18 protein-coding genes and 1 pseudogene are annotated in these 18,338 nt (G+C 42.8%); 3 read left to right on the forward strand and 16 right to left on the reverse strand.

Going from position 1 to position 18,338, the window contains the following annotated elements; translation table 11 throughout:
• Positions 1-2: 2 nt before the first annotated feature.
• The 12 genes from bceB to AU387_RS10545 form a co-directional block, all read right to left on the reverse strand.
• Complete coding sequence (gene bceB, locus AU387_RS10495; RefSeq protein WP_059335627.1) at positions 3-1,943, reverse strand: bacitracin ABC transporter permease BceB; 1,941 nt, start codon at positions 1,941-1,943, stop codon at positions 3-5.
• Complete coding sequence (gene bceA, locus AU387_RS10500; RefSeq protein ID WP_059335628.1) at positions 1,933-2,694, reverse strand: bacitracin ABC transporter ATP-binding protein BceA; 762 nt, start codon at positions 2,692-2,694, stop codon at positions 1,933-1,935. Before bceA ends, bceB begins: the two co-directional genes overlap by 11 nt.
• A 101-nt stretch (positions 2,695-2,795) precedes the next feature.
• On the reverse strand, positions 2,796-3,800 hold the full coding sequence (locus tag AU387_RS10505) for a sensor histidine kinase (RefSeq protein ID WP_059335629.1): 1,005 nt from the start codon (positions 3,798-3,800) through the stop codon (positions 2,796-2,798).
• On the reverse strand, positions 3,793-4,488 hold the full coding sequence (bceR, locus tag AU387_RS10510) for a two-component response regulator BceR (RefSeq protein WP_059335666.1): 696 nt from the start codon (positions 4,486-4,488) through the stop codon (positions 3,793-3,795). Before bceR ends, AU387_RS10505 begins: the two co-directional genes overlap by 8 nt.
• Before the next feature lie 97 nt (positions 4,489-4,585).
• Positions 4,586-5,896 (reverse strand): ABC transporter permease YtrF, encoded by a 1,311-nt coding sequence (gene ytrF, locus AU387_RS10515; protein WP_059335630.1) that lies wholly within the window; start codon positions 5,894-5,896, stop codon positions 4,586-4,588.
• Positions 5,886-6,581, reverse strand: coding sequence for an ABC transporter ATP-binding protein YtrE (ytrE, locus tag AU387_RS10520; RefSeq protein WP_059291790.1), 696 nt, complete (start codon positions 6,579-6,581; stop codon positions 5,886-5,888). Before ytrE ends, ytrF begins: the two co-directional genes overlap by 11 nt.
• A 14-nt stretch (positions 6,582-6,595) precedes the next feature.
• A complete protein-coding gene (ytrD, locus tag AU387_RS10525; RefSeq protein ID WP_059335631.1) occupies positions 6,596-7,573 on the reverse strand; it encodes an ABC transporter permease YtrD in 978 nt (325 codons plus the stop codon).
• Positions 7,574-7,604: 31 nt separating this feature from the next.
• Positions 7,605-8,591 carry an ABC transporter permease subunit gene (locus AU387_RS10530; protein WP_059335632.1) on the reverse strand — a complete coding sequence of 329 codons (987 nt, stop codon included), beginning with the start codon at positions 8,589-8,591 and terminating at the stop codon, positions 7,605-7,607.
• Complete coding sequence (gene ytrB / locus AU387_RS10535; protein ID WP_044153718.1) at positions 8,585-9,463, reverse strand: ABC transporter ATP-binding protein YtrB; 879 nt, start codon at positions 9,461-9,463, stop codon at positions 8,585-8,587. Before ytrB ends, AU387_RS10530 begins: the two co-directional genes overlap by 7 nt.
• Positions 9,456-9,848 (reverse strand): GntR family transcriptional regulator YtrA, encoded by a 393-nt coding sequence (gene ytrA, locus AU387_RS10540; protein WP_024122575.1) that lies wholly within the window; start codon positions 9,846-9,848, stop codon positions 9,456-9,458. The genes ytrB and ytrA overlap by 8 nt, the downstream gene beginning before the upstream one ends.
• 33 nt (positions 9,849-9,881) lie before the next feature.
• Positions 9,882-10,019: a hypothetical protein gene (locus AU387_RS21615; RefSeq protein WP_063623039.1), complete on the reverse strand. Its 138-nt coding sequence runs from the start codon at positions 10,017-10,019 to the stop codon at positions 9,882-9,884.
• 154 nt (positions 10,020-10,173) lie between these two features.
• Positions 10,174-10,446, reverse strand: a complete 273-nt coding sequence (locus AU387_RS10545) for a YtzC family protein (RefSeq protein ID WP_010331570.1) — start codon at positions 10,444-10,446, stop codon at positions 10,174-10,176.
• A 161-nt stretch (positions 10,447-10,607) separates the two neighbouring features.
• Between AU387_RS10545 and mnmL the strand changes: the two genes are divergently transcribed.
• Entirely contained in the window at positions 10,608-11,576 is a 969-nt protein-coding gene (gene mnmL / locus AU387_RS10550) for a tRNA modification radical SAM protein MnmL/YtqA (protein WP_059335633.1), read from the forward strand.
• The gene (gene mnmM, locus AU387_RS10555; RefSeq protein WP_059335634.1) at positions 11,573-12,157 is read left to right on the forward strand and encodes a tRNA 5-(aminomethyl)-2-thiouridylate-methyltransferase MnmM; all 585 of its coding nucleotides are present in this window, start codon (positions 11,573-11,575) and stop codon (positions 12,155-12,157) included. The genes mnmL and mnmM overlap by 4 nt, the downstream gene beginning before the upstream one ends.
• Here the strand turns inward: mnmM and AU387_RS10560 are convergent.
• Both AU387_RS10560 and AU387_RS10565 read right to left on the reverse strand, forming a co-directional pair.
• Positions 12,147-13,219, reverse strand: a pseudogene (locus AU387_RS10560) (tetraprenyl-beta-curcumene synthase family protein). The gene mnmM and the pseudogene AU387_RS10560 sit on opposite strands and share 11 nt — an antisense overlap.
• 48 nt (positions 13,220-13,267) lie before the next feature.
• Positions 13,268-14,047 (reverse strand): alpha/beta hydrolase, encoded by a 780-nt coding sequence (locus AU387_RS10565; RefSeq protein WP_059335635.1) that lies wholly within the window; start codon positions 14,045-14,047, stop codon positions 13,268-13,270.
• Between the two features lie 50 nt (positions 14,048-14,097).
• On the opposite strand from AU387_RS10565, the gene AU387_RS10570 reads away from it, so the two are divergent.
• Positions 14,098-14,607: a gamma carbonic anhydrase gene (locus tag AU387_RS10570; protein WP_059291785.1), complete on the forward strand. Its 510-nt coding sequence runs from the start codon at positions 14,098-14,100 to the stop codon at positions 14,605-14,607.
• A gap of 261 nt (positions 14,608-14,868) precedes the next feature.
• Here the strand turns inward: AU387_RS10570 and alaP are convergent, their stop codons facing one another.
• Positions 14,869-16,260, reverse strand: coding sequence for an alanine permease AlaP (alaP, locus tag AU387_RS10575; RefSeq protein ID WP_024122582.1), 1,392 nt, complete (start codon positions 16,258-16,260; stop codon positions 14,869-14,871).
• 136 nt (positions 16,261-16,396) lie between these two features.
• On the reverse strand, positions 16,397-18,295 hold the full coding sequence (gene asnB, locus AU387_RS10580) for an asparagine synthase (glutamine-hydrolyzing) (RefSeq protein WP_059335636.1): 1,899 nt from the start codon (positions 18,293-18,295) through the stop codon (positions 16,397-16,399).
• Positions 18,296-18,338: the final 43 nt, after the last annotated feature.

Genomic DNA, 18,338 nt, shown 5'->3' on the forward strand with positions numbered 1-18,338 from the left:
TTTTACAATGCCGACTTAATCACCTTTTTATAATAAAGAACCGACAGAATACCGAAAATAGAATAGAGTGCAGTATATAACACCATCACCATAATCATCGGCGACCATACCTCTGATCCGAATAAGAACCAGCCGGATTGAACGGCAAAATAACTGTGAAAGAGGCCGATCACCAATGGAATGCCGAAGTTATACATTTGCTTGATGCGTATCCCCTTCAGCAGGTCTCCCTGTGTAAAACCGAGTTTTCTTAGGATGGTATAATTCGGTTTTTCTTCTTCACTTTCACCCATTTGTTTAAAGTAAAGGATACACCCCGAGGTGATGAGAAATGTTAATCCTAAGAAACCAACGATGAACATGACCATACCAAAAAGAGATTTTTGCGCTATACTTGTATCCAGCCTTGATAAATGCAGGTCTTTCTTGTTGACCTTTTGAAAAAGCTCATTTGCTTTTTCAAGCTGATCTCCATGTTTCATATTGATGCCGATAAATTCAGATTGCGCCAGCTGAATGCGAGGGTCTTTATCTTTATTCAGCTGTTTAAACAGGTTGTCATCCACTATGACTGCGGGCATTCCCCCGGCTGTAAACGTGTAGGATACAAGAAACTCTTCTCTTAATCCTTTATAGTGTAATGATTGTGTCTCATTCTTGCTTTTGACTTTAATGCTGCCGGAGTCTTTTAATACCATTATTTTTTGCAGCAAATCAGTGTATCCTGAGAAAACCGCCTCCCCAGCCGCCACATCGACTCCTTTTACATCTTTATCGCTAACAACAGCGAGCTGTGTGTTACCGGGATCGCCCTGCATCTCTTTCTGGGTTCCATCCATGATATTTGTGAGATCAAAAGACGATTGCAGGACAGGCATTTCTTTTTTGACGTACGACATGTCATTTTCACTCAAACTGCTTTCAAATCGTTTGGCATCTTTCTCATTCATGAATGAAAAATCCGCCGCTACATTTTGTTCAGCAGTCTTTTCTGCCGAGTAATACGAAATATAGGCAAGGGATAACAGCCCGATGGCCAGCGCTGAAACGGTTGTGATAATTGTCAGCAGCAAAGCGTTCGATTTCATCCTGAACATAATCGATGACAGTGACAGAACCTCTGAGATATTCAAGTACCCGCCCTTGCTTTTCCGAATGATGTTCGAGATAAACGTAACCGATCCTTTATAAAAGAGAAACGTCCCGATAATGACGGACCCTAAGATAAAACTCATTGCGAAAAACAGTTCATTTATAGTCTTGAATTTTCCGCTAAACAGCTCGGAAGACACGTAGTATCCCGTTAAAATCAACACGATGCCCAGCGCCCCGATCAGCATCTGAAAAAAAGAGATTCTCTTCACTTTATCCTCAGTGGAAGATGTTACTTTAAACAAAGATAAAATGCTTTGTTTTTTGATAAACGTATAATTCATGATCATAATCAAAAGGTAAATGCCGCAGAACACAATGATTGTTTGAACCAAAGCTTGCCCAGAAAAATGCAGTTTCGCATCAGCTTTGACATCGACGATTTTGAACAAGATCATGAGCACAAGCTTTGAGATTGAAAATCCGGCAAAAACCCCGATGGCTAACGAGCCGAAATACAGCATGATATTTTCCGCACTTAAGATACGAAAGATTTTGTGCTTTGTCATTCCGATTAATTGAAACAGCCCGATCTCTTTACTCCGCCTTTTAATAAAAATGGTATTGGCGTACAAAATAAAGATTGATACAACAGCCACAAGCAAAATTGAAGCGGTTTTAATAGCCGCCGCGCCTTTAATGGAAGCTTTTACTTCATTAATGGCCGGGTCATATTGGAGTGTGACAAATGCGAAATAAAGCGCCACACTAAAGATTAAAGCAAACACATAGAGATAATAATTCCTGATATTCTTTTTCAGATTTCGCAGAATGAGCTGATTAATATTCATGCTGCACCCCGCCTAACACGCCTTGTGTTTTCATGATATCCTGGAAAAACGTCTGCCTGTCTTGGCCCCCTTTATTCAGCTGCGTATACATCAGGCCATCCTTAATAAAAATGACTCTGCCGCAGTAGCTCGCTGCAACGGGATCATGGGTAACCATAATAATGGTGGCGCTGCGTTTTTGATTGAGCTGGCTCAGCTTGTTTAATAGATCAGAGGCCGATTTCGAATCAAGCGCGCCGGTCGGTTCATCAGCGAATATAATGCTCGGGTCATGAATAAACGCTCTCCCGGCGGATGTTCTCTGCTTCTGGCCGCCGGAAATTTCATTCGGATACTTATCCCGCAATTCATAAATTCCCAATTCCTTGGCCACTTCCTCAAACTTGCGGTTTGCTTCCTTTTTTGATATTTTCGTGATCGATAACGGCAGAAGAATATTTTCTTTCACTGTTAATGTGTCTAACAAATTGTAATCTTGAAAGATAAAGCCTAAGTGCTGTTTTCTAAATTCAGCCAGCTGCTTTTCCTTCAAGGACGTCATTTCGTTTCCGTTAATATTGATCGTTCCTTGGCTGACCTTATCAATCGAGGACAGAACGTTAAGCAAAGTCGTTTTGCCTGACCCTGAAGCACCCATAATACTGACGAATTCGCCCTTTTCAATGTGAATATCGATGCCCTTCAGCACTTCCTGTTTATTTAGCTTGTTACCATAGCTTTTTCGAATTTTATTCGCTTCTAAAATCATCATTTCCGTAGTCTCCTTTATATTGGATACTGTTATTATAAAAAGGATTGCCGGGCTTTTCCTTCGATTAGGCGAACAAAAAAGAAAAGCATGTGACATTTTCGTCACACGCTAATAACACGTTCGAATTGATTTCGTTTCGGAAAGGTTAAAGTAAAGGTTGTTCCATCCCCAAGCTCTGAATGGACATCGATATCGATCAGCAACGGTCCTGCGGCTCTCTTCACCAGATACAGCCCCATGCCTGTAGAAGACTGATTATGATGATCGGTTGTAGATGTAAACCCTTTATCAAAAATTCGTGAGACATCTTTCCTGTCAATGCCCCGTCCAAAATCTTTCACCTCAAGAACCTTCCGTTCGTCTTTTTCATAGCTGTTGATCACAATATCAGCGGCTTCACTGTATTTTACGGCGTTGGTCAGCAACTGCCTGATGATAAAGGCCAGCCATTTCGCATCGCTTAAGACTTCCTCTGCCTCCAGCTGAATGTCAAAACCGATTCCTTTCTGTATACACCACGATTGCAAGTCTCTGATCTCTTTGATAATCAAGGGCTTAAGCTTGATCATCTCTAAAGACAGATCATTTTCGATAAAGGACATGCGCTTTTGATGAAGCTGCTGATCAAGAAGCAGATGGATGCGCAGCCACTCATACGATAGCTGGGATTTTAATGATGGGTCTTCCATACGATCGATGATTAAATGCAGCGCTGTTAATGGCGTTTTGACCTCATGTATCCACGCCATCAGTTCATCTTTTTCATTTTCTAATGCCAAGCGATTCCGCAATGCAGATTGCTTCAATTGTTCCGTTTGTCCGGTGAGGCTATTTTCAATCATCACTTCAAACGGCGTCTCCGGTTCACTTATGGCTGTGACATCAAGATTATTTTCCCATTCTTCGAGGCTTTTATAGAATGCGGTTTCTTTCCGAAAACGGATAATAACAAACACAACAAAGATCATGACACACAAATAAACAATATAAAGAACATTTTTAAATGGAATAGACGGATCGACAAAAGCAATCAGCAAAATCAGAATTTGCTGCAGCAAAAATGCGGCAATCCAGCTTCGTCTTTCGATGAGGAATGCTTTAATCATAGAAATGATCCTGTTCCTTCGCCATGTAGCCTTGGCCGACTTTCGTCTCGATATATGTTCCAAGCTGCAGTTCGTCCAGTTTTTTCCGCAGGCGGTTGACATTGACGGTCAGCGTATTATCGCTGACAAAACGCTCGTCATTCCACAAGCTTCTGATCAGCTCTTCCCGGCTGACGATCTTGTTTTTTTGTACTATTAGCTGTTTTAGAATAAACATTTCATTTTTAGTCAGTTCAACAGAGCCTTCGTCATTGCTGACGAGGTTCTGCTCCGCGTCTATGGCAGCCCCGCACCATGTTTTGATCGTGCTCGGCTCCGTATTATAATGATGCACGCGCCGGAAAATCGCTTGGATTTTCGCAATCAGCACATCAAAATGAAACGGCTTTTGAATAAAGTCATCCGCTCCCAACTGCATCGACATGACCATATCAGCAGGGTGGTCACGAGAGGATAAAAAGAGAATCGGAACATTTGACCGGGAACGAATCAGCCGGCACCAATGAAACCCGTCAAATTTAGGGAGCTGAACATCAATAATGACGCAATCGGGTTTGATTGACGCAAATTCCTGCATTACTTGGCTGAAATCCTGTATGCCGTATACATCATAGGACCATCCCGTTAAGCGCTCCTTGATTTCATGAAACAGCGATTTATCATCTTCTATCAGCAAAAGTTTAAACAATGGACTCACCGCACTTTTTCCTTTTTTATCAAGTGTATAGCAAATCTTGTTGATGCGCTATACAGAAAAGCCGGCTGGTTCAGCCGGCTTTTTCTGATTACAACTCTCTTCTTAATGCTGTCAGCACGTTGGTTTTTGTTGCTTTTCGGGCTGGGTTCATACCCGATATCACAGCGACACCGCCGCAAATCACAACCGCAATGATGACAAGGCTGAGCGGAATATAAGAAAACGTATAATTCAGATCGCCCGCTTCGCCTCCGCTTGTCGCCGCGAGAATCATCGGAACGGCCAGGTTGACAAGGTAGCTCACGCCGTAAGAAATGATAATTCCAATCACACAGCCTAAAATTCCGATATACGCGCTTTCCATCAAGAACATTCGGCGAATGATTGACGGACTCGCCCCGATCGCTTTCATAATCCCGATCTCCTGCGTTCTTTCTGTAACCGCCATCGTCATCGTGTTAAATATTCCAATGGCTGAAATGATAACCGCGATACACCCGACAAAGATCAGGCCGATTTTGAAGACCATGAAGAAGGTGTTGGCTCCTTCAAGCTCGGTAGTAACTGATGTGACATAGTATCCGTCATCTGTCAGATCATTTGTCAGCTGTTCCACATTCTCAAATTTATCAGCAAAAACGCCAACATTTTTTTCAACATTCCCGCCCTTGAAGTCCAAAAATTCCGAAAAATCCTTCTTGAATTGATCACTAATAAAGATGTTTGAATCTTCCATCCAGTCTTGAGATGGTTTTTTTGTCATACCGACAATTTTAAAGTCATATGTTTTTGTTTTCGTAACATCCCCTGTTTTAGGATCTGTTTTCGATACACTTAATTCAATCGTTTTGTTCAGGATGTCTTTCGTATAACCCTTTGGTTCTTCTATATCTTCGGGGTTTCCATTTGCTTCCTCGATTTTTTTGTTATATGCTTCAGATTCTTTTTTCGTCAATAATCTCTTTGCAAAGTCGTATCCTACTACGATTTCATTTTCCGACTTTGCGACTCTTCCTTTTTCTAATTCCATATTGGCCTTTAATTCATCATTCATATTGGTAAAGATAAGATTAGAGCTTTCATTTGTGCGATTGCCTAAAGTTGCTTTGTTTGGCTCATACACTTGCGTTCTTTCTACAACTGACCTTACATGATCATACTTCTCTAAATCAGCTTTTTTAATAGGCTTATCCCCTTCCTTGCCCATTACACTGACTTTAGTCACAATTTGCTGGCTCATCGTCATATCTGTGATTGTCTTTTGAATCCCGAATCCAACCGACGACAGCACAACCAAAAACGCACACGCCATTGTTGTCGCAAGAATTGTCATAAAGACGCGAAGTCTGTTTTTCTTCATGTTTCTTCTGATAAAATGAACCTGATCCTTAAATCTCAACAGTAATACCCCCTTTTAACACACCGTCATGCAGCTGGAATTTTGAGTGTCCGATTGAAGCCACTTCATCGTCATGGGTAATAATCACAAATGTAATGCCCCGCTCACGGTTCAACTGCTGAATCAATTCAAGCACTTCCTGTTCCGTTTCTGAATCTAGACTTCCCGTCGGCTCATCCGCTAAAATAATCGACGGATTTAAAATCAGCGCTCTCGCAATGCTGACACGCTGCTGCTGTCCGCCTGACAGTTCATTAGGATAATGAGCAGCATGGTTTTCAAGACCGACGCGCTTCAGCATATCCTGTACCTTTTGCTTGCGCTCAGACGGCTTGATCCCTTTTAACGCCAGCGGCATTTCCACATTTTCATACGTCGTTAAGCCCGGGATGAGCTGAAAGCTTTGAAATATAAACCCAAAGTGTTCTAGGCGGAACGTAGCCCATTCCTTTTCATTAAAGCCCGTGACATCAGTTCCGTTAATCACAATACGCCCTTTTGTCGGTGAGATGTAGCCGGATATTAAATTCAGAAGCGTTGATTTTCCTGATCCGCTTCGTCCGACGATACAGGCGATTTCCCCTTTCGCAACAGTCAACGAGACATCTTTTAAGACAGGCACTTCATTCTCACGGCCCTTTTTTCCGATCGTGAAAGAATGGTTAATATGCTGAACATCAATCATCTTTTCTCTCTCCCTTATAAATGTTTTGTTTTTTTATAAATCGCAAAATAGCTGATGAAAAAACCAATTAACGCTCCTGCAGCCATTCCGATGGCATAACCGCTAAAGCTCTCGCTTGCAGAAAAACCAAAATAACCGAAGCCCATGATTCCTATAATAATGACGATGATCTGCACCGGACGGTCAAGCGGCTTCCATAAGAAGAAATACCCGTTTCTTTCATTAGCCAGGTTGACAAAACTAATATAGCCGATGATATAGAAGATGATAGTCATGATAGCCGGAATCACTAAATAATGTGGTGAATTCTCAACCCAATTCGTATCTACAAAGGTTATTGGAATGAAATACTGCACCCATTTGGGTATTGGACCATGGATAAACTCTATTGATCCGCCCAAAAGGATCTCGATGTTGATCGCAGGCAGGCTGATGAGTAAAAACGGCGAAATGGCCACGGTAAATGAGACCAAAAGCTGTGCAAAAGTATTGCCCGTCAGAGCTCCGCCAGCCATAACCAAAGAATAAGCCAGCATGCTGACAATGATCATTCCCAAGCTGTAGTTGTGAAAATAAACGGCCTGATCAGGTTTCAAAAGCAATAGCAGCAGAACGGATAAAACATATCCTATGAATTGCGGAACCACAATCATCATTCCGCCGAGCACAAACTTTGCGTTAAATATCTGCCCGCGTGTATATGGAAGGCTTAAAGTAAAATCAAACAAGCCCTTGCTTCGTTCAATCCCCAGCTGGCTGACCGCCAAAACGACTCCCCAAATCCAAAATACTGAGATAAATGTGCTGTTTAAATAATCAACGCTGAATACGCAGGGGCCGACCCAATTTTCTTTTCCAGTAACACAGCCTTGATAGGTAAGATACATATTTAAAATCGATAAAGGATTACCTAGTATAAAAACCAAAATGGTGATAACTAAGGCGACTTTATTTTGTTTCCACTCCTTATAAAGCAGACCGGAATCCGGCATTTTACTTCCCTCCAAACTTTAAGCCGTTATCTTAATGTCTTACTTTTTTAAAGATGGAAAAATAACTGATCAAAAATCCGACAATTCCTCCGATAATCATTCCGATAATGTAACCCGCTATGGATTCACCAGCAGAATGCCCCACTATACCAAAACCCAGGATTCCTAACACGATGACAAGGATTTGGATAGGTCGATCTAATGTTTTCCATAAGAAAAAGTATCCATTACGCTCATTATGTTGTTTTATAAAACTTATATAGCCAATGAAATAAAAGAGAATACTCATCACTGCAGGGATTAGTAATAAGTATTTACTTTCCGCCACCCAACTTGAATCCACATAAGCAATCGGGGAAAAGTCCATCAAATTATTTTCAAAATCGAAGTAATATTCAACATTGGGTAACATTTTCCAAATTTGAATCCCTGAGATAATCTCTATATTTGAAAAAGGCAAAACGATAATCAAATATGGCAATACAGAAGTTGCAAAAGCTGTCAACAACTGAGCAAAAGCGTTTCCAGTTAACGTCCCAGCGGCCATTACTAATGAGTAAAACATAATGCTGGTGATCATAACACCGATGCTTCCATGTTCAAAAAAGTTTACTTGTTCAGGTTTTAAGAAAAGAATCAGCAGCCATGCTAATAAAAATCCGACTAATTGCGAAAGCACAAGGACAACTGCGCCTAGCCAAAATTTCGTTTGAAAAATTTGGCTTCTTTTATATGGAAGACCTAACAAAAAGTCCATCGTACCTCTCGAACGTTCAAGCCCGACCAAACATACTGCCAGTATAATCCCTATCACCCAATTGATTTGAATCATGCTGTCTATGTGGTAATCTACAAAAAATGCACACAGTTTTGGATCTGAATGTGCTAGGCATGACTCGTTTAAAGAATATGAGTGATAAATCGTTAAAGGATTTGCCAGCACCAAAAACACAATACTTAACACAATCACCACTTGATTCTGCTTCCACTCTCGATAGAGGAGACCTCGGTCTACCATCTCCGCTTCCCTCCAAACTTCGCAATGAATACTTCTTCTAGGTTGACAGGAAGCTCATTCCACACTTTTGGCTTCAGCTCTCTCAAAAAGCTCTTGTTCTTCTCATCGCTTTTCGGGATCAGCACCGTGTAAAACACACCGGCCTGATCGAGCATCGGAATGTTTTGCTCTCTGATGGCCAAATTGACATCTGTATCAAACGCCATTTGAATTTTGATGTATTCTTCTTTTAGCTCATCAAGATCCATCACATTCGTCAGTCTGTTATCTTCAAGAAAACCAATTCGATTGCACATCCGTTCAATGTCCTCAAGGCGATGGGAAGTGATCAGAATGCTCGTATCACGCTCCGCCACTTCATCGACCATCAGCTGCAGCACATCATGCCTTGTCACCGCGTCAATGCCGTCCGTCGGCTCATCAAGGAGAATCAGCGCCGGTCTCGCTGCAAACGACAGAACGAGCGACAGCTGTTTTTTCAAACCTGTCGACAGCTCGCGGTATTTTTTCGTTTCCGGAATTTCATATCTGTTCATCAGCTCATTCGCGTACGTGACATCAAATTTCGGATAAATTCTTCTTAGGATATCGACTAGCTGCTTGTATGTATACTTGTCGTAAAAAGGATTTTGAACAGGCATGTAGATGATATTCTGTTTGACTTTCGGATGCTTTTTGATTTCTACGCCGTCAAATAAAATCGTCCCGCTGTCGGCGAAAATGATTTGCTGGATTAAGCGAAGCATTGTCGTTTTGCCTGACCCATTGCGGCCGAGCAGCCCGAAGATTTCTCCTTTTTCAATTGTTAATGAAACATCTTTTAATACTTGATTTCCGTCAATCGTTTTTGACAGCTGTCTTAATTCAATCATCGCTCTTGCCCCCTTTCACATCAGCGCTGATTTCTTTTATCCATTCTTGCAGTTTATCCAGCTCAACCCCCGCATAATGTGCATCGATGATGAGCTGTTTGAGTTGCTCTTTAATCATCGTCATCTTCCCTTCAACCAGTGTCGTTTTTGCATTTTCCGATATATAGGTCCCTCTGCCACGCAGCGTTTCAATAATACCCTCTCGCTCAAGCTCTTTGTACGCTTTGCTGACAGTATTCGGATTCGCAATAATGATCGTCGCCAATTCTCTGACAGAAGGAAGCTTATCACCAGGCTTCATGATCCCTTTCAAACAAAGCTCTTTCATTTGTTGAATAATTTGTTCGTAAATGGGCGTTGAGCTTCTTGGATCGATTTGAATCATTTACTTCCCTACTTTCTATACGATCTGAACCTTTTATAGATAAAACTGATCAATTATACTTTTTTGACATTCAAAACCGATCATTACAAGAACAAGAAAAAAAGAACAAGCGATCACAGATGCCGCGATCAGCATTGGCACGTTACGTTTGTTTTGTTTTTTATGTTTCATAACTGCCTCCCTTAATTTCAATATATAAATGACTTTTCATCAGTGTCTATAGTGTATTACTTCAATTAGTACACTTAATACAATAAATACTTTGACGCACAAAGTCAATCCTTTTTTTACAAAAAAACGGACCCTTATCAAAAGGGTCCGTTTCTTACACATCAAGAGGGTGCTGCAGTATCATATTATTTTGCAAAGCTTGAAGCTGAAGTCTCATTCTGTACAGCTGTTCTCTCTGCTGATCATTTGATGACAGCCATAGTTTATTCAAGGCATTTACCGCATTTTCAATCTGCATTTGCGCATCACTGTATTCTTGGTCGTTATAATGCTCTTGTTTAGAAGCGATTTTCAGCTGTTCTTCAGCATAATCATACGCCTGCATACATTGTTGGAGATGTTCATCTACTGATTGTCTTGTTGCCACAGTAACCCCTCCTCTTGGTAATGGAAACAATCCATCATCCATAGTGTAGCCTCATCAGACATGATTCAATAAAGAAATTTATGGTCGATATTCATTTGTTCTCATATGAAATGCGTGCTACAATTTTAGGATGCAATTGTACGCAAGGAGGCATATTAATCGTGATTCAGAACAATCCTTTTCCTTATTCAAATACGGAAAAACGCTATCATACATTAAATTATCATCTCAGAGATCATTTCGGGCATAAGGTATTTAAAGTAGCGCTTGACGGCGGCTTCGACTGCCCGAACCGGGACGGCACTGTCGCTCACGGCGGCTGTACCTTTTGCAGCGCTGCGGGCTCCGGTGACTTTGCAGGAAACCGGGCCGATGATTTAATGACACAATTCCACGACATTAAAAACCGCATGCACGAAAAATGGAAGGACGGGAAATATATCGCTTATTTCCAAGCTTTCACCAATACGCATGCTCCGGTTGACGTGCTTCGAGAGAAATTCGAGTCTGTTCTCGCGCTCGACGATGTGGTCGGACTTTCAATCGCCACACGTCCGGACTGCCTGCCGGATGACGTTGTTGAGTATTTGGCAGAACTGAATGAACGCACGTATCTTTGGGTGGAGCTTGGGCTTCAGACAGTTCACGAACGCACAGCTCTTCTGATCAACCGGGCACATGACTTTGACTGCTACGTTGAAGGTGTGAAAAAGCTAAGAAAACACGGCATACGCGTCTGCTCGCATATAATCAACGGACTTCCTCTGGAAGACCGCGATATGATGATGGAAACGGCAAAAGCAGTGGCAGATTTGGACGTCCAGGGTATTAAAATCCATTTGCTTCACCTGCTGAAGGGCACGCCGATGGTGAAACAATACGAAAAAGGAAAGCTGGAATTTCTCTCTCAAGACGAATATGTGCAGCTCGTCTGTGACCAGCTTGAAATCATCCCGCCAGAAATGATCGTACACCGTATCACTGGTGACGGGCCGATTGAATTAATGATTGGGCCGATGTGGAGTGTGAACAAATGGGAAGTGCTTGGCGCTATCAATAAAGAACTTGAAAACCGCGGCAGCTACCAAGGTAAGTTCTTTCAGCGTCTTCAGGAGGAATCGGCCTTATGATTCTGAAAAAAATTCTTCCCTACAGTAAAGAGCTGCTGAAAATGGCCGCAGGGGATGGAGACATCGTTGTTGACGCCACAATGGGGAACGGGCACGACACCCTGTTTTTAGCTGAGCTTATCGGTGAAAACGGCCATGTATACGCATTTGATATACAAGAATCAGCAGTGGCCAATACGAAGGAGCGGCTCGGTGACACCTATCAAAACCGGACAACTTTATTTCATAAAAGCCATGACAAAATTGCTGAATCCCTTCCGCAGGAAACACACGGCAAAGTGGCGGCCGCTGTGTTTAACCTCGGCTATCTGCCAGGCGGGGACAAATCGATTACGACGAGCGGCAATTCAACCATCAAAGCAATTGAACAGCTTCTCAGCATCATGAAAGATGAAGGCCTGATTGTTTTGGTCGTCTATCATGGCCACCCGGAAGGCAAAGCTGAAAAAAACGACGTGCTCGACTTCTGCCGGGACTTGGATCAGCAAACAGCCCGCGTCTTAACATACGGATTTATCAATCAGCAAAATGACCCGCCGTTTATTATTGCTATCGAAAAAAAAGCTCAAATCAGCAAATGATTTGAGCTTTTTTCTTTGAGTTTTTCATCCAGGCCATTTTTTGAAACTTTCTGTAGGCTCTGCCGTTGATATAAAAGAAAAAGGAGGTTTTTCCGCTTGCTTTGATCAGCTTCTTCGCGAGCCGGCCCATTTCCTTCTGGCCCGCCACTTTATCATCAGACAAATAGACACCCAGCAAGCCGCGGTTGATTAAGCGGTGGAAGTTTTCGTGCGGAATGCCGTGCAGATGTTCATCGGCTTTCTGAATAAAGTGCTGCAGCCGATTCATCATTTCTTCATGCGACTGATAATACGAGCAGAAATTCAAGTCCCCTTCAAGCAAGTCCTCCTCCTGGTCAATCAAATAATCAAGCAGAATATGAAGACCTTGTATGTAAGGAAAATAACTGTTGCGGATTTTTTTGCGGTGCTTTCAGTAAAATCGGGCTGAAACGAATATGCGACAAGACAGAAAATGCCTAGCGTGGAGCCTGCACAAGCTGAGAATTCATACCATTCCATCTCGGGAAGCTCTGTTTCATATTGGGTAAACCACTTTTCAAGGCGCGGGACACGCTCATGCTCAACAACGTGCTTATGCACCTGCAAATCGCAATAATAGCCGCAAAGCTCAAGCAGATAAGGTTTAATCATTTCGTAGTGTTCAATAGATCCGAGGACACGCTGGCATGTTTTCACCAATTCCTGCAAATATCCGCTGTCATCCTGCTCGTCCCTGAATTGATAATAATGTTGCGGTTCAGCTCCCACTGTCAATGCGTCCTGCATAGAGGTGTGAAGCATTCGAAAATCTTCCGGGTCAAGTGATGTGCTGCGGTCGCACAAATTGTCCAGGTAATCGCTGATCGTTTGGTATGCGATGATGAACTCAACACATTTCTGCTTATGATTTCCTGACAATAAGGCCAATATGCCGCCGCCTTCGCAGTGAAACGTTTTATCTCGAATGCTTGCGGTTGCCTGTGCTTTTAATTCACTGTTTTTAATTGCTTCTGATTTTTGCTTCCATATGTTCAGCTCTTGATGAACGAGCGGAAAAATATCACGATATACTTTTGCCATCAGTCCAAAAGGATGTTCCGGTACTGTCAACACATGCACCCCCCTAGTTCATATATATTGATCAGTAAATGCTCTTGCGGCTTTAAAAACGTCTTCTCTTTCCGGTTCATTAAAAATTTCATGATAAAGCCCTTCCCATTCCCTATATGACTTATTGTGGGAAGCAACCCCTGAAAACCACTTGATGACCTTCGTTTTATCGACCAGCTTGTCATCTCCGGCCTGCATGACAAAAAGCGGCACCCTCAGAAAAGCCTCTGTCGGCACCATGGCAGACTCGAGAGTTTTTAACAGCTCTCTGTACCATCTGACAGAAACCTTCTTCACAAAGAGGGGATCGTTCTGGCCTGCTTCGATGACATCTTCATTGCGTGTCGCCATATCAATCGATAATCCTGAATCAACTTTAAGCGACGGAGCAATGACATTCAGCCCCTTTGATGCAAGATCAAGCACTTTATTGACTTTAATTTGCAGCCCGAGACACGGTGATGATAAAATAATTCCCGTAATGCGGGGGTTTCTCTGCTGTTTAAACCATTCAATCGCAATCAGGCCGCCCATGCTGTGGCCGAGAAGAAAAACAGGCAGCTCAAAGGTTCGCGCTTTATCTATCCAAGTATCTACTTCATCAATGTATTCTTGAAATGAGCGAATATGACCTCTGGCCCGGGTGGTTGTCCCTTGTCCCGGCAGATCACCCATTACAACGTGATAACCCGAAGATCTCCACATTTCACTCAGCCATTTATACCGTCCATGATGTTCACTTGCCCCGTGGATCATAACAATCACTGCCACAGGTCTGTCTGCTTTCCAGGTCCACATGCGGTTCACCTCATACAAAAATTAAATAGAGAAAGAAGGATGAAAGATATATGATTTACCCTTATAAGGAATACACGCCAGAAATCCACCCAACGGCTTTTGTAGCCGATAATGCAACAATTACCGGTGATGTGGTCATCGGGGAACAATCCAGCATTTGGTTCTCAGTTGTCATAAGAGGAGATGTAGCCCCGACCAGAATCGGTAACAGAGTCAATATCCAGGATTTAAGCTGCCTCCATCAAAGCCCGAACCGAACGCTACTCATTGAAGATGACGCCACGATAGGCCACCAGGTTACACTCCATAGCGCCGTGATCCGCAAGAACGCCTTAATCGGCATGGGTTCAATCATTTTAGACGGAGCCGAAATCGGTGAAGGCGCATTTATCGGTGCCGGCAGCCTTGTTCCTCCGGGAAAAATCATTCCGCCAGGCCATCTAGCCTTCGGCCGCCCGGCAAAAGTCATCCGTCCTTTGACGGATGAAGACCGAAAAGACATGCAGAGAATACGGTCTGAATATGTAACAAAGGGTCAATATTATAAATCACTTCAATAAATGTAAGACCATCTTCGTTTTACTTTACCATTTTTCAAAATATTATTTAAGCGATAACCTTCGCTGACCCGAACCAAATGCAGTTCGGGTTTTTAATTTTCCATAAAACGTTCACATGTCAAAATAACTGTGTGACTTTTATCTTATCATAAAAAACAAGACGCCACTGTAAGCAGTCTCTGCAAAAAACTTATTCCTATTCTCTGCTCTCTATGAGCAGCTTTACTTAAACAAAAAAGAGCCCGCCGGGAGCTCTTTTTGTCAGCTGATCTGTTGTTCAGTTGACACAGCTGCGTTTTTCTTATGAAAGCCTTTGCCATAATAAACGGCTATCAAAATCAGAAACCAAATCGGACCGACAATTACGGCGACTCTTGTTTCCGGGCTATAAGCCATCAGGATAATGACAAATGCTAAAAAGGCCAAAGATAAATATGACGTGAATGGGTAAAAAGGCATTTTGTATTTTAATTGTTTTTGATCCTTTGGCTGCATGCCTTTACGGTATTTGATCTGAGAAAGTAAGATGATCGCCCATGTCCAAATCGCCCCGAACGTCGCAATGCTTGTGACCCAAGTAAATACCTTCGCAGGCACGACATAGTTTAACAGCACACCGACTAATAATGCACCCGCAGAAGCCAGTACGGCCTTACCCGGAATGCCGCCTTTGGTCAGCTTACCGTATGCTTTTGGCGCCTCGCTCTGCTCCGCTAGGTTAAAGAGCATACGTCCGGTGCTGAATATGCCGCTGTTGCAAGAAGACAACGCTGCCGTCAGAACGACAAAGTTAATGATGCCTGCCGCATATGGAATCCCCACTTTTTCAAACGTGAGTACAAAAGGGCTTCCTTGCGATCCGATTTCCTGCCACGGATAAATGGACATGATAACAAATAAAGCACCGACGTAAAAAATCAAGATACGCCAAAATACCGTATCAATTGCTTTCGCTAATGATTTTTGCGGGTTTTTGACTTCGCCGGCCGTCACCCCTATCATCTCAATGCCTAAATACGCGAACATCACCATTTGAAGTGACAATAAAACCCCTTTTATTCCATGAGGAAAAAATCCGCCGTTGCTCCACAAGTTGCTGATGCCAGTCGCAATGCCTCCATTGCCGACTCCTGCAATGATCATTAATAAACCGACAGCAATCATAGAAAGGATCGCGACAATTTTAATCAATGCGAACCAAAACTCCAGCTCTCCATACGCCTTTACGGCCAGGAAATTAACACCAGTCATAATCACCAGCGCCGACAATGCCCAAATCCAATTGGGCACATCCGGAAACCAGTATCCCATATAAATTCCGACAGCAGTGATTTCCGCCATACAGGTTACAACCCATAAGAACCAGTAATTCCACCCGGTTAAGTAACCTGCGAGCGGACCTAAGTAGTCACGCGCATACCTGCTGAAGGAGCCCGCGACCGGCTTTTGAATCGCCATTTCCCCAAGCGCCCTCATTATAAAAAACATAACCAGGCCGCTGCAGGCATATGCCACCAAAATACCCGGCCCTGCTAATTGAATAGCTGATGCGGAGCCAAGGAAAAGTCCCACTCCTATGGCAGCCCCTAAAGACATCAAAGAAATATGCCTTTCTTCCAGACCGCGATGCAATTCTTGTTTTTGTTTTTGCATGTTCCCTTCTCCCCTAGAAAAAAATATCATTACATCATTTTTCTGAATATTTCACACGAATGTGCAGGGTAATCAATGATGATGGAGAAATACTGGTATAATAACAAGGCTTTCGACGAATCGAAAGCCTTATCTGTTAGGCAAAGATGACTTCTTTAGGCTGATGGCTCAGCTCTTCAGGCATATACCGTTTTTCAATATTGATGCTGTGCCAGATCATAAAGATGAGCACTGTCCAAATTTTACGGCTGTTATCAGCCTTGTCGGCACAATGGTCTTCAAGAAGCTGAAGAACGTAATCCTTATGGATATAAGCGTCCGTTTGGCTTTCCTGAATAATGCTGCGCACCCATTCGTTCATTTCGTTTTTCAGCCAATGACGGATCGGTACAGGGAAACCGAGCTTTTTGCGGTTCAATACATGATCCGGCACAATGCCTTCAGCAGCTTTGCGAAGGAGATACTTTGTCGTACCGTTCTTTGTTTTCAATTCATCAGGAATTTTAGACGCAACGTCAAATACGACTTTATCAAGGAATGGCACACGCAATTCCAAAGAATTCGCCATCGTCATTTTATCCGCTTTTAGCAAAATGTCGCCTCGCATCCAAGTGTGGATATCGACATACTGCATTTTGTTAATATCGCTGTATGAGCTGCTTTCTGTAAAGTAAGGCTTCGTCACATCACGATACGAAAGGCTCGGATCATAGTGCTTCAGCAGCTGTTTCTTCACGGATTCTTCAAAGATCTTCGCGTTGCCGATATAACGCTCCGGAAGCGGAGTGCAGCCGCGCTCAAGCAGGCTCTTTCCTCTCATTCCCTCAGGCATAACGGCCGCTACGTGCAGAAGCATCTTTTTCAAGCCGGACGGAATGCGTTCAAACGGTTTAAGAGAAAGCGGTTCACGGTAGATGTTGTAGCCGCCGAACAGCTCGTCCGCACCTTCGCCAGATAACGCAACCGTTACGTGTTTTTTCGCTTCTTTCGCCACGAAATACAATGGAATCGCAGCCGGGTCTGCAAGCGGATCATCAAAGTGCCATACGATTTTAGGAAGCTCGTTCATGTATTCTTCAGGTGAAATGACTTTGCTTATATTTTCAATGCCCAGTGCAGCGGCAGTTTCTTTCGCTACATCAACTTCACTGAAGCCCTGCTGTTCAAATCCGACAGAAAATGTTTTCAGGTTGGGATGAAATTCTTTCGCAACGGATACAATAAACGAAGAATCGATTCCGCCTGATAGGAATGAACCGACAGGCACATCACTTCTCATATGAACGTTTACAGAGTCATAAATAGCGTCTCTGACTTCTTTGACAAGTTTATCTTCCTCCGTCTGAACAGGCTGGAAGCGCGCCTTGAAATACGTTTTGAATGTGATATCACCGTCAGGACGGATTGTAAACTGAGAACCCGGCTCTACTTTTTTCACATCAATATCAAGGGTACTTGGCTCAGGAACGAATTGGAAAGACATATACTGCTGTAATGCTTCTTTATCTATTTCAATATCATTTTGGGCTGCCATTAAACTTTTTCTCTCTGAGGCAAAATAAACCTGATCATTGATCGTTGTGTAATACAACGGCTTAATGCCGAATGGATCTCTTGCTCCATAAAGAACATGATCGTTTTTATTCCAAATCAGAAAGGCAAACATGCCGCGCAGCTTGGAAGCCGCTTCTTCTTTATAGTGACGGTAAGTCGCAAGAAGAACCTCTGTGTCAGAATCTGTGTTGAAAGTATATCCCTTTGCTTCAAGCTCTTCTCTCAGTTCGATATAGTTATAGATTTCCCCGTTAAAAATAATCCAATATTTTTCATCTTCATATGATAAAGGCTGTCCGCCATTCTCTACATCAATAATGCTGAGCCGTCTGAATCCGAATCCAACGTGCTCATCATGGTAATATCCATCACTGTCAGGACCGCGGTGAACGATCATTTGATTCATTTGTTTGATTAGTTCTTCTTGATCAGCGGTTTGAGTTAACGGATGCTTGTTAAAAACCCCGACAAATCCACACATAGTATTGCCTCCATATTTAAAATTGTCATCATTGAACCCCTAT

This window comes from Bacillus halotolerans, assembly GCF_001517105.1.
GTDB lineage: Bacteria > Bacillota > Bacilli > Bacillales > Bacillaceae > Bacillus > Bacillus halotolerans.

Excerpts from the sequence above, each read along its gene's own strand:
- bceB (WP_059335627.1), bottom strand. The coding sequence starts at position 1,943 with ATGAATATTAATCAGCTCATTCTGCGAAATCTGAAAAAGAATATCAGG.
- bceA (WP_059335628.1), bottom strand. The coding sequence starts at position 2,694 with ATGATGATTTTAGAAGCGAATAAAATTCGAAAAAGCTATGGTAACAAG.
- AU387_RS10505 (WP_059335629.1), bottom strand. The coding sequence starts at position 3,800 with ATGATTAAAGCATTCCTCATCGAAAGACGAAGCTGGATTGCCGCATTT.
- ytrE (WP_059291790.1), bottom strand. The coding sequence starts at position 6,581 with ATGATTGATGTTCAGCATATTAACCATTCTTTCACGATCGGAAAAAAG.
- ytrD (WP_059335631.1), bottom strand. The coding sequence starts at position 7,573 with ATGCCGGATTCCGGTCTGCTTTATAAGGAGTGGAAACAAAATAAAGTC.
- AU387_RS10530 (WP_059335632.1), bottom strand. The coding sequence starts at position 8,591 with ATGGTAGACCGAGGTCTCCTCTATCGAGAGTGGAAGCAGAATCAAGTG.
- ytrB (WP_044153718.1), bottom strand. The coding sequence starts at position 9,463 with ATGATTGAATTAAGACAGCTGTCAAAAACGATTGACGGAAATCAAGTA.
- ytrA (WP_024122575.1), bottom strand. The coding sequence starts at position 9,848 with ATGATTCAAATCGATCCAAGAAGCTCAACGCCCATTTACGAACAAATT.
- AU387_RS21615 (WP_063623039.1), bottom strand. The coding sequence starts at position 10,019 with ATGAAACATAAAAAACAAAACAAACGTAACGTGCCAATGCTGATCGCG.
- mnmM (WP_059335634.1), top strand. The coding sequence starts at position 11,573 with ATGATTCTGAAAAAAATTCTTCCCTACAGTAAAGAGCTGCTGAAAATG.
- AU387_RS10565 (WP_059335635.1), bottom strand. The coding sequence starts at position 14,047 with ATGTGGACCTGGAAAGCAGACAGACCTGTGGCAGTGATTGTTATGATC.
- AU387_RS10570 (WP_059291785.1), top strand. The coding sequence starts at position 14,098 with ATGATTTACCCTTATAAGGAATACACGCCAGAAATCCACCCAACGGCT.
- alaP (WP_024122582.1), bottom strand. The coding sequence starts at position 16,260 with ATGCAAAAACAAAAACAAGAATTGCATCGCGGTCTGGAAGAAAGGCAT.
- asnB (WP_059335636.1), bottom strand. The coding sequence starts at position 18,295 with ATGTGTGGATTTGTCGGGGTTTTTAACAAGCATCCGTTAACTCAAACC.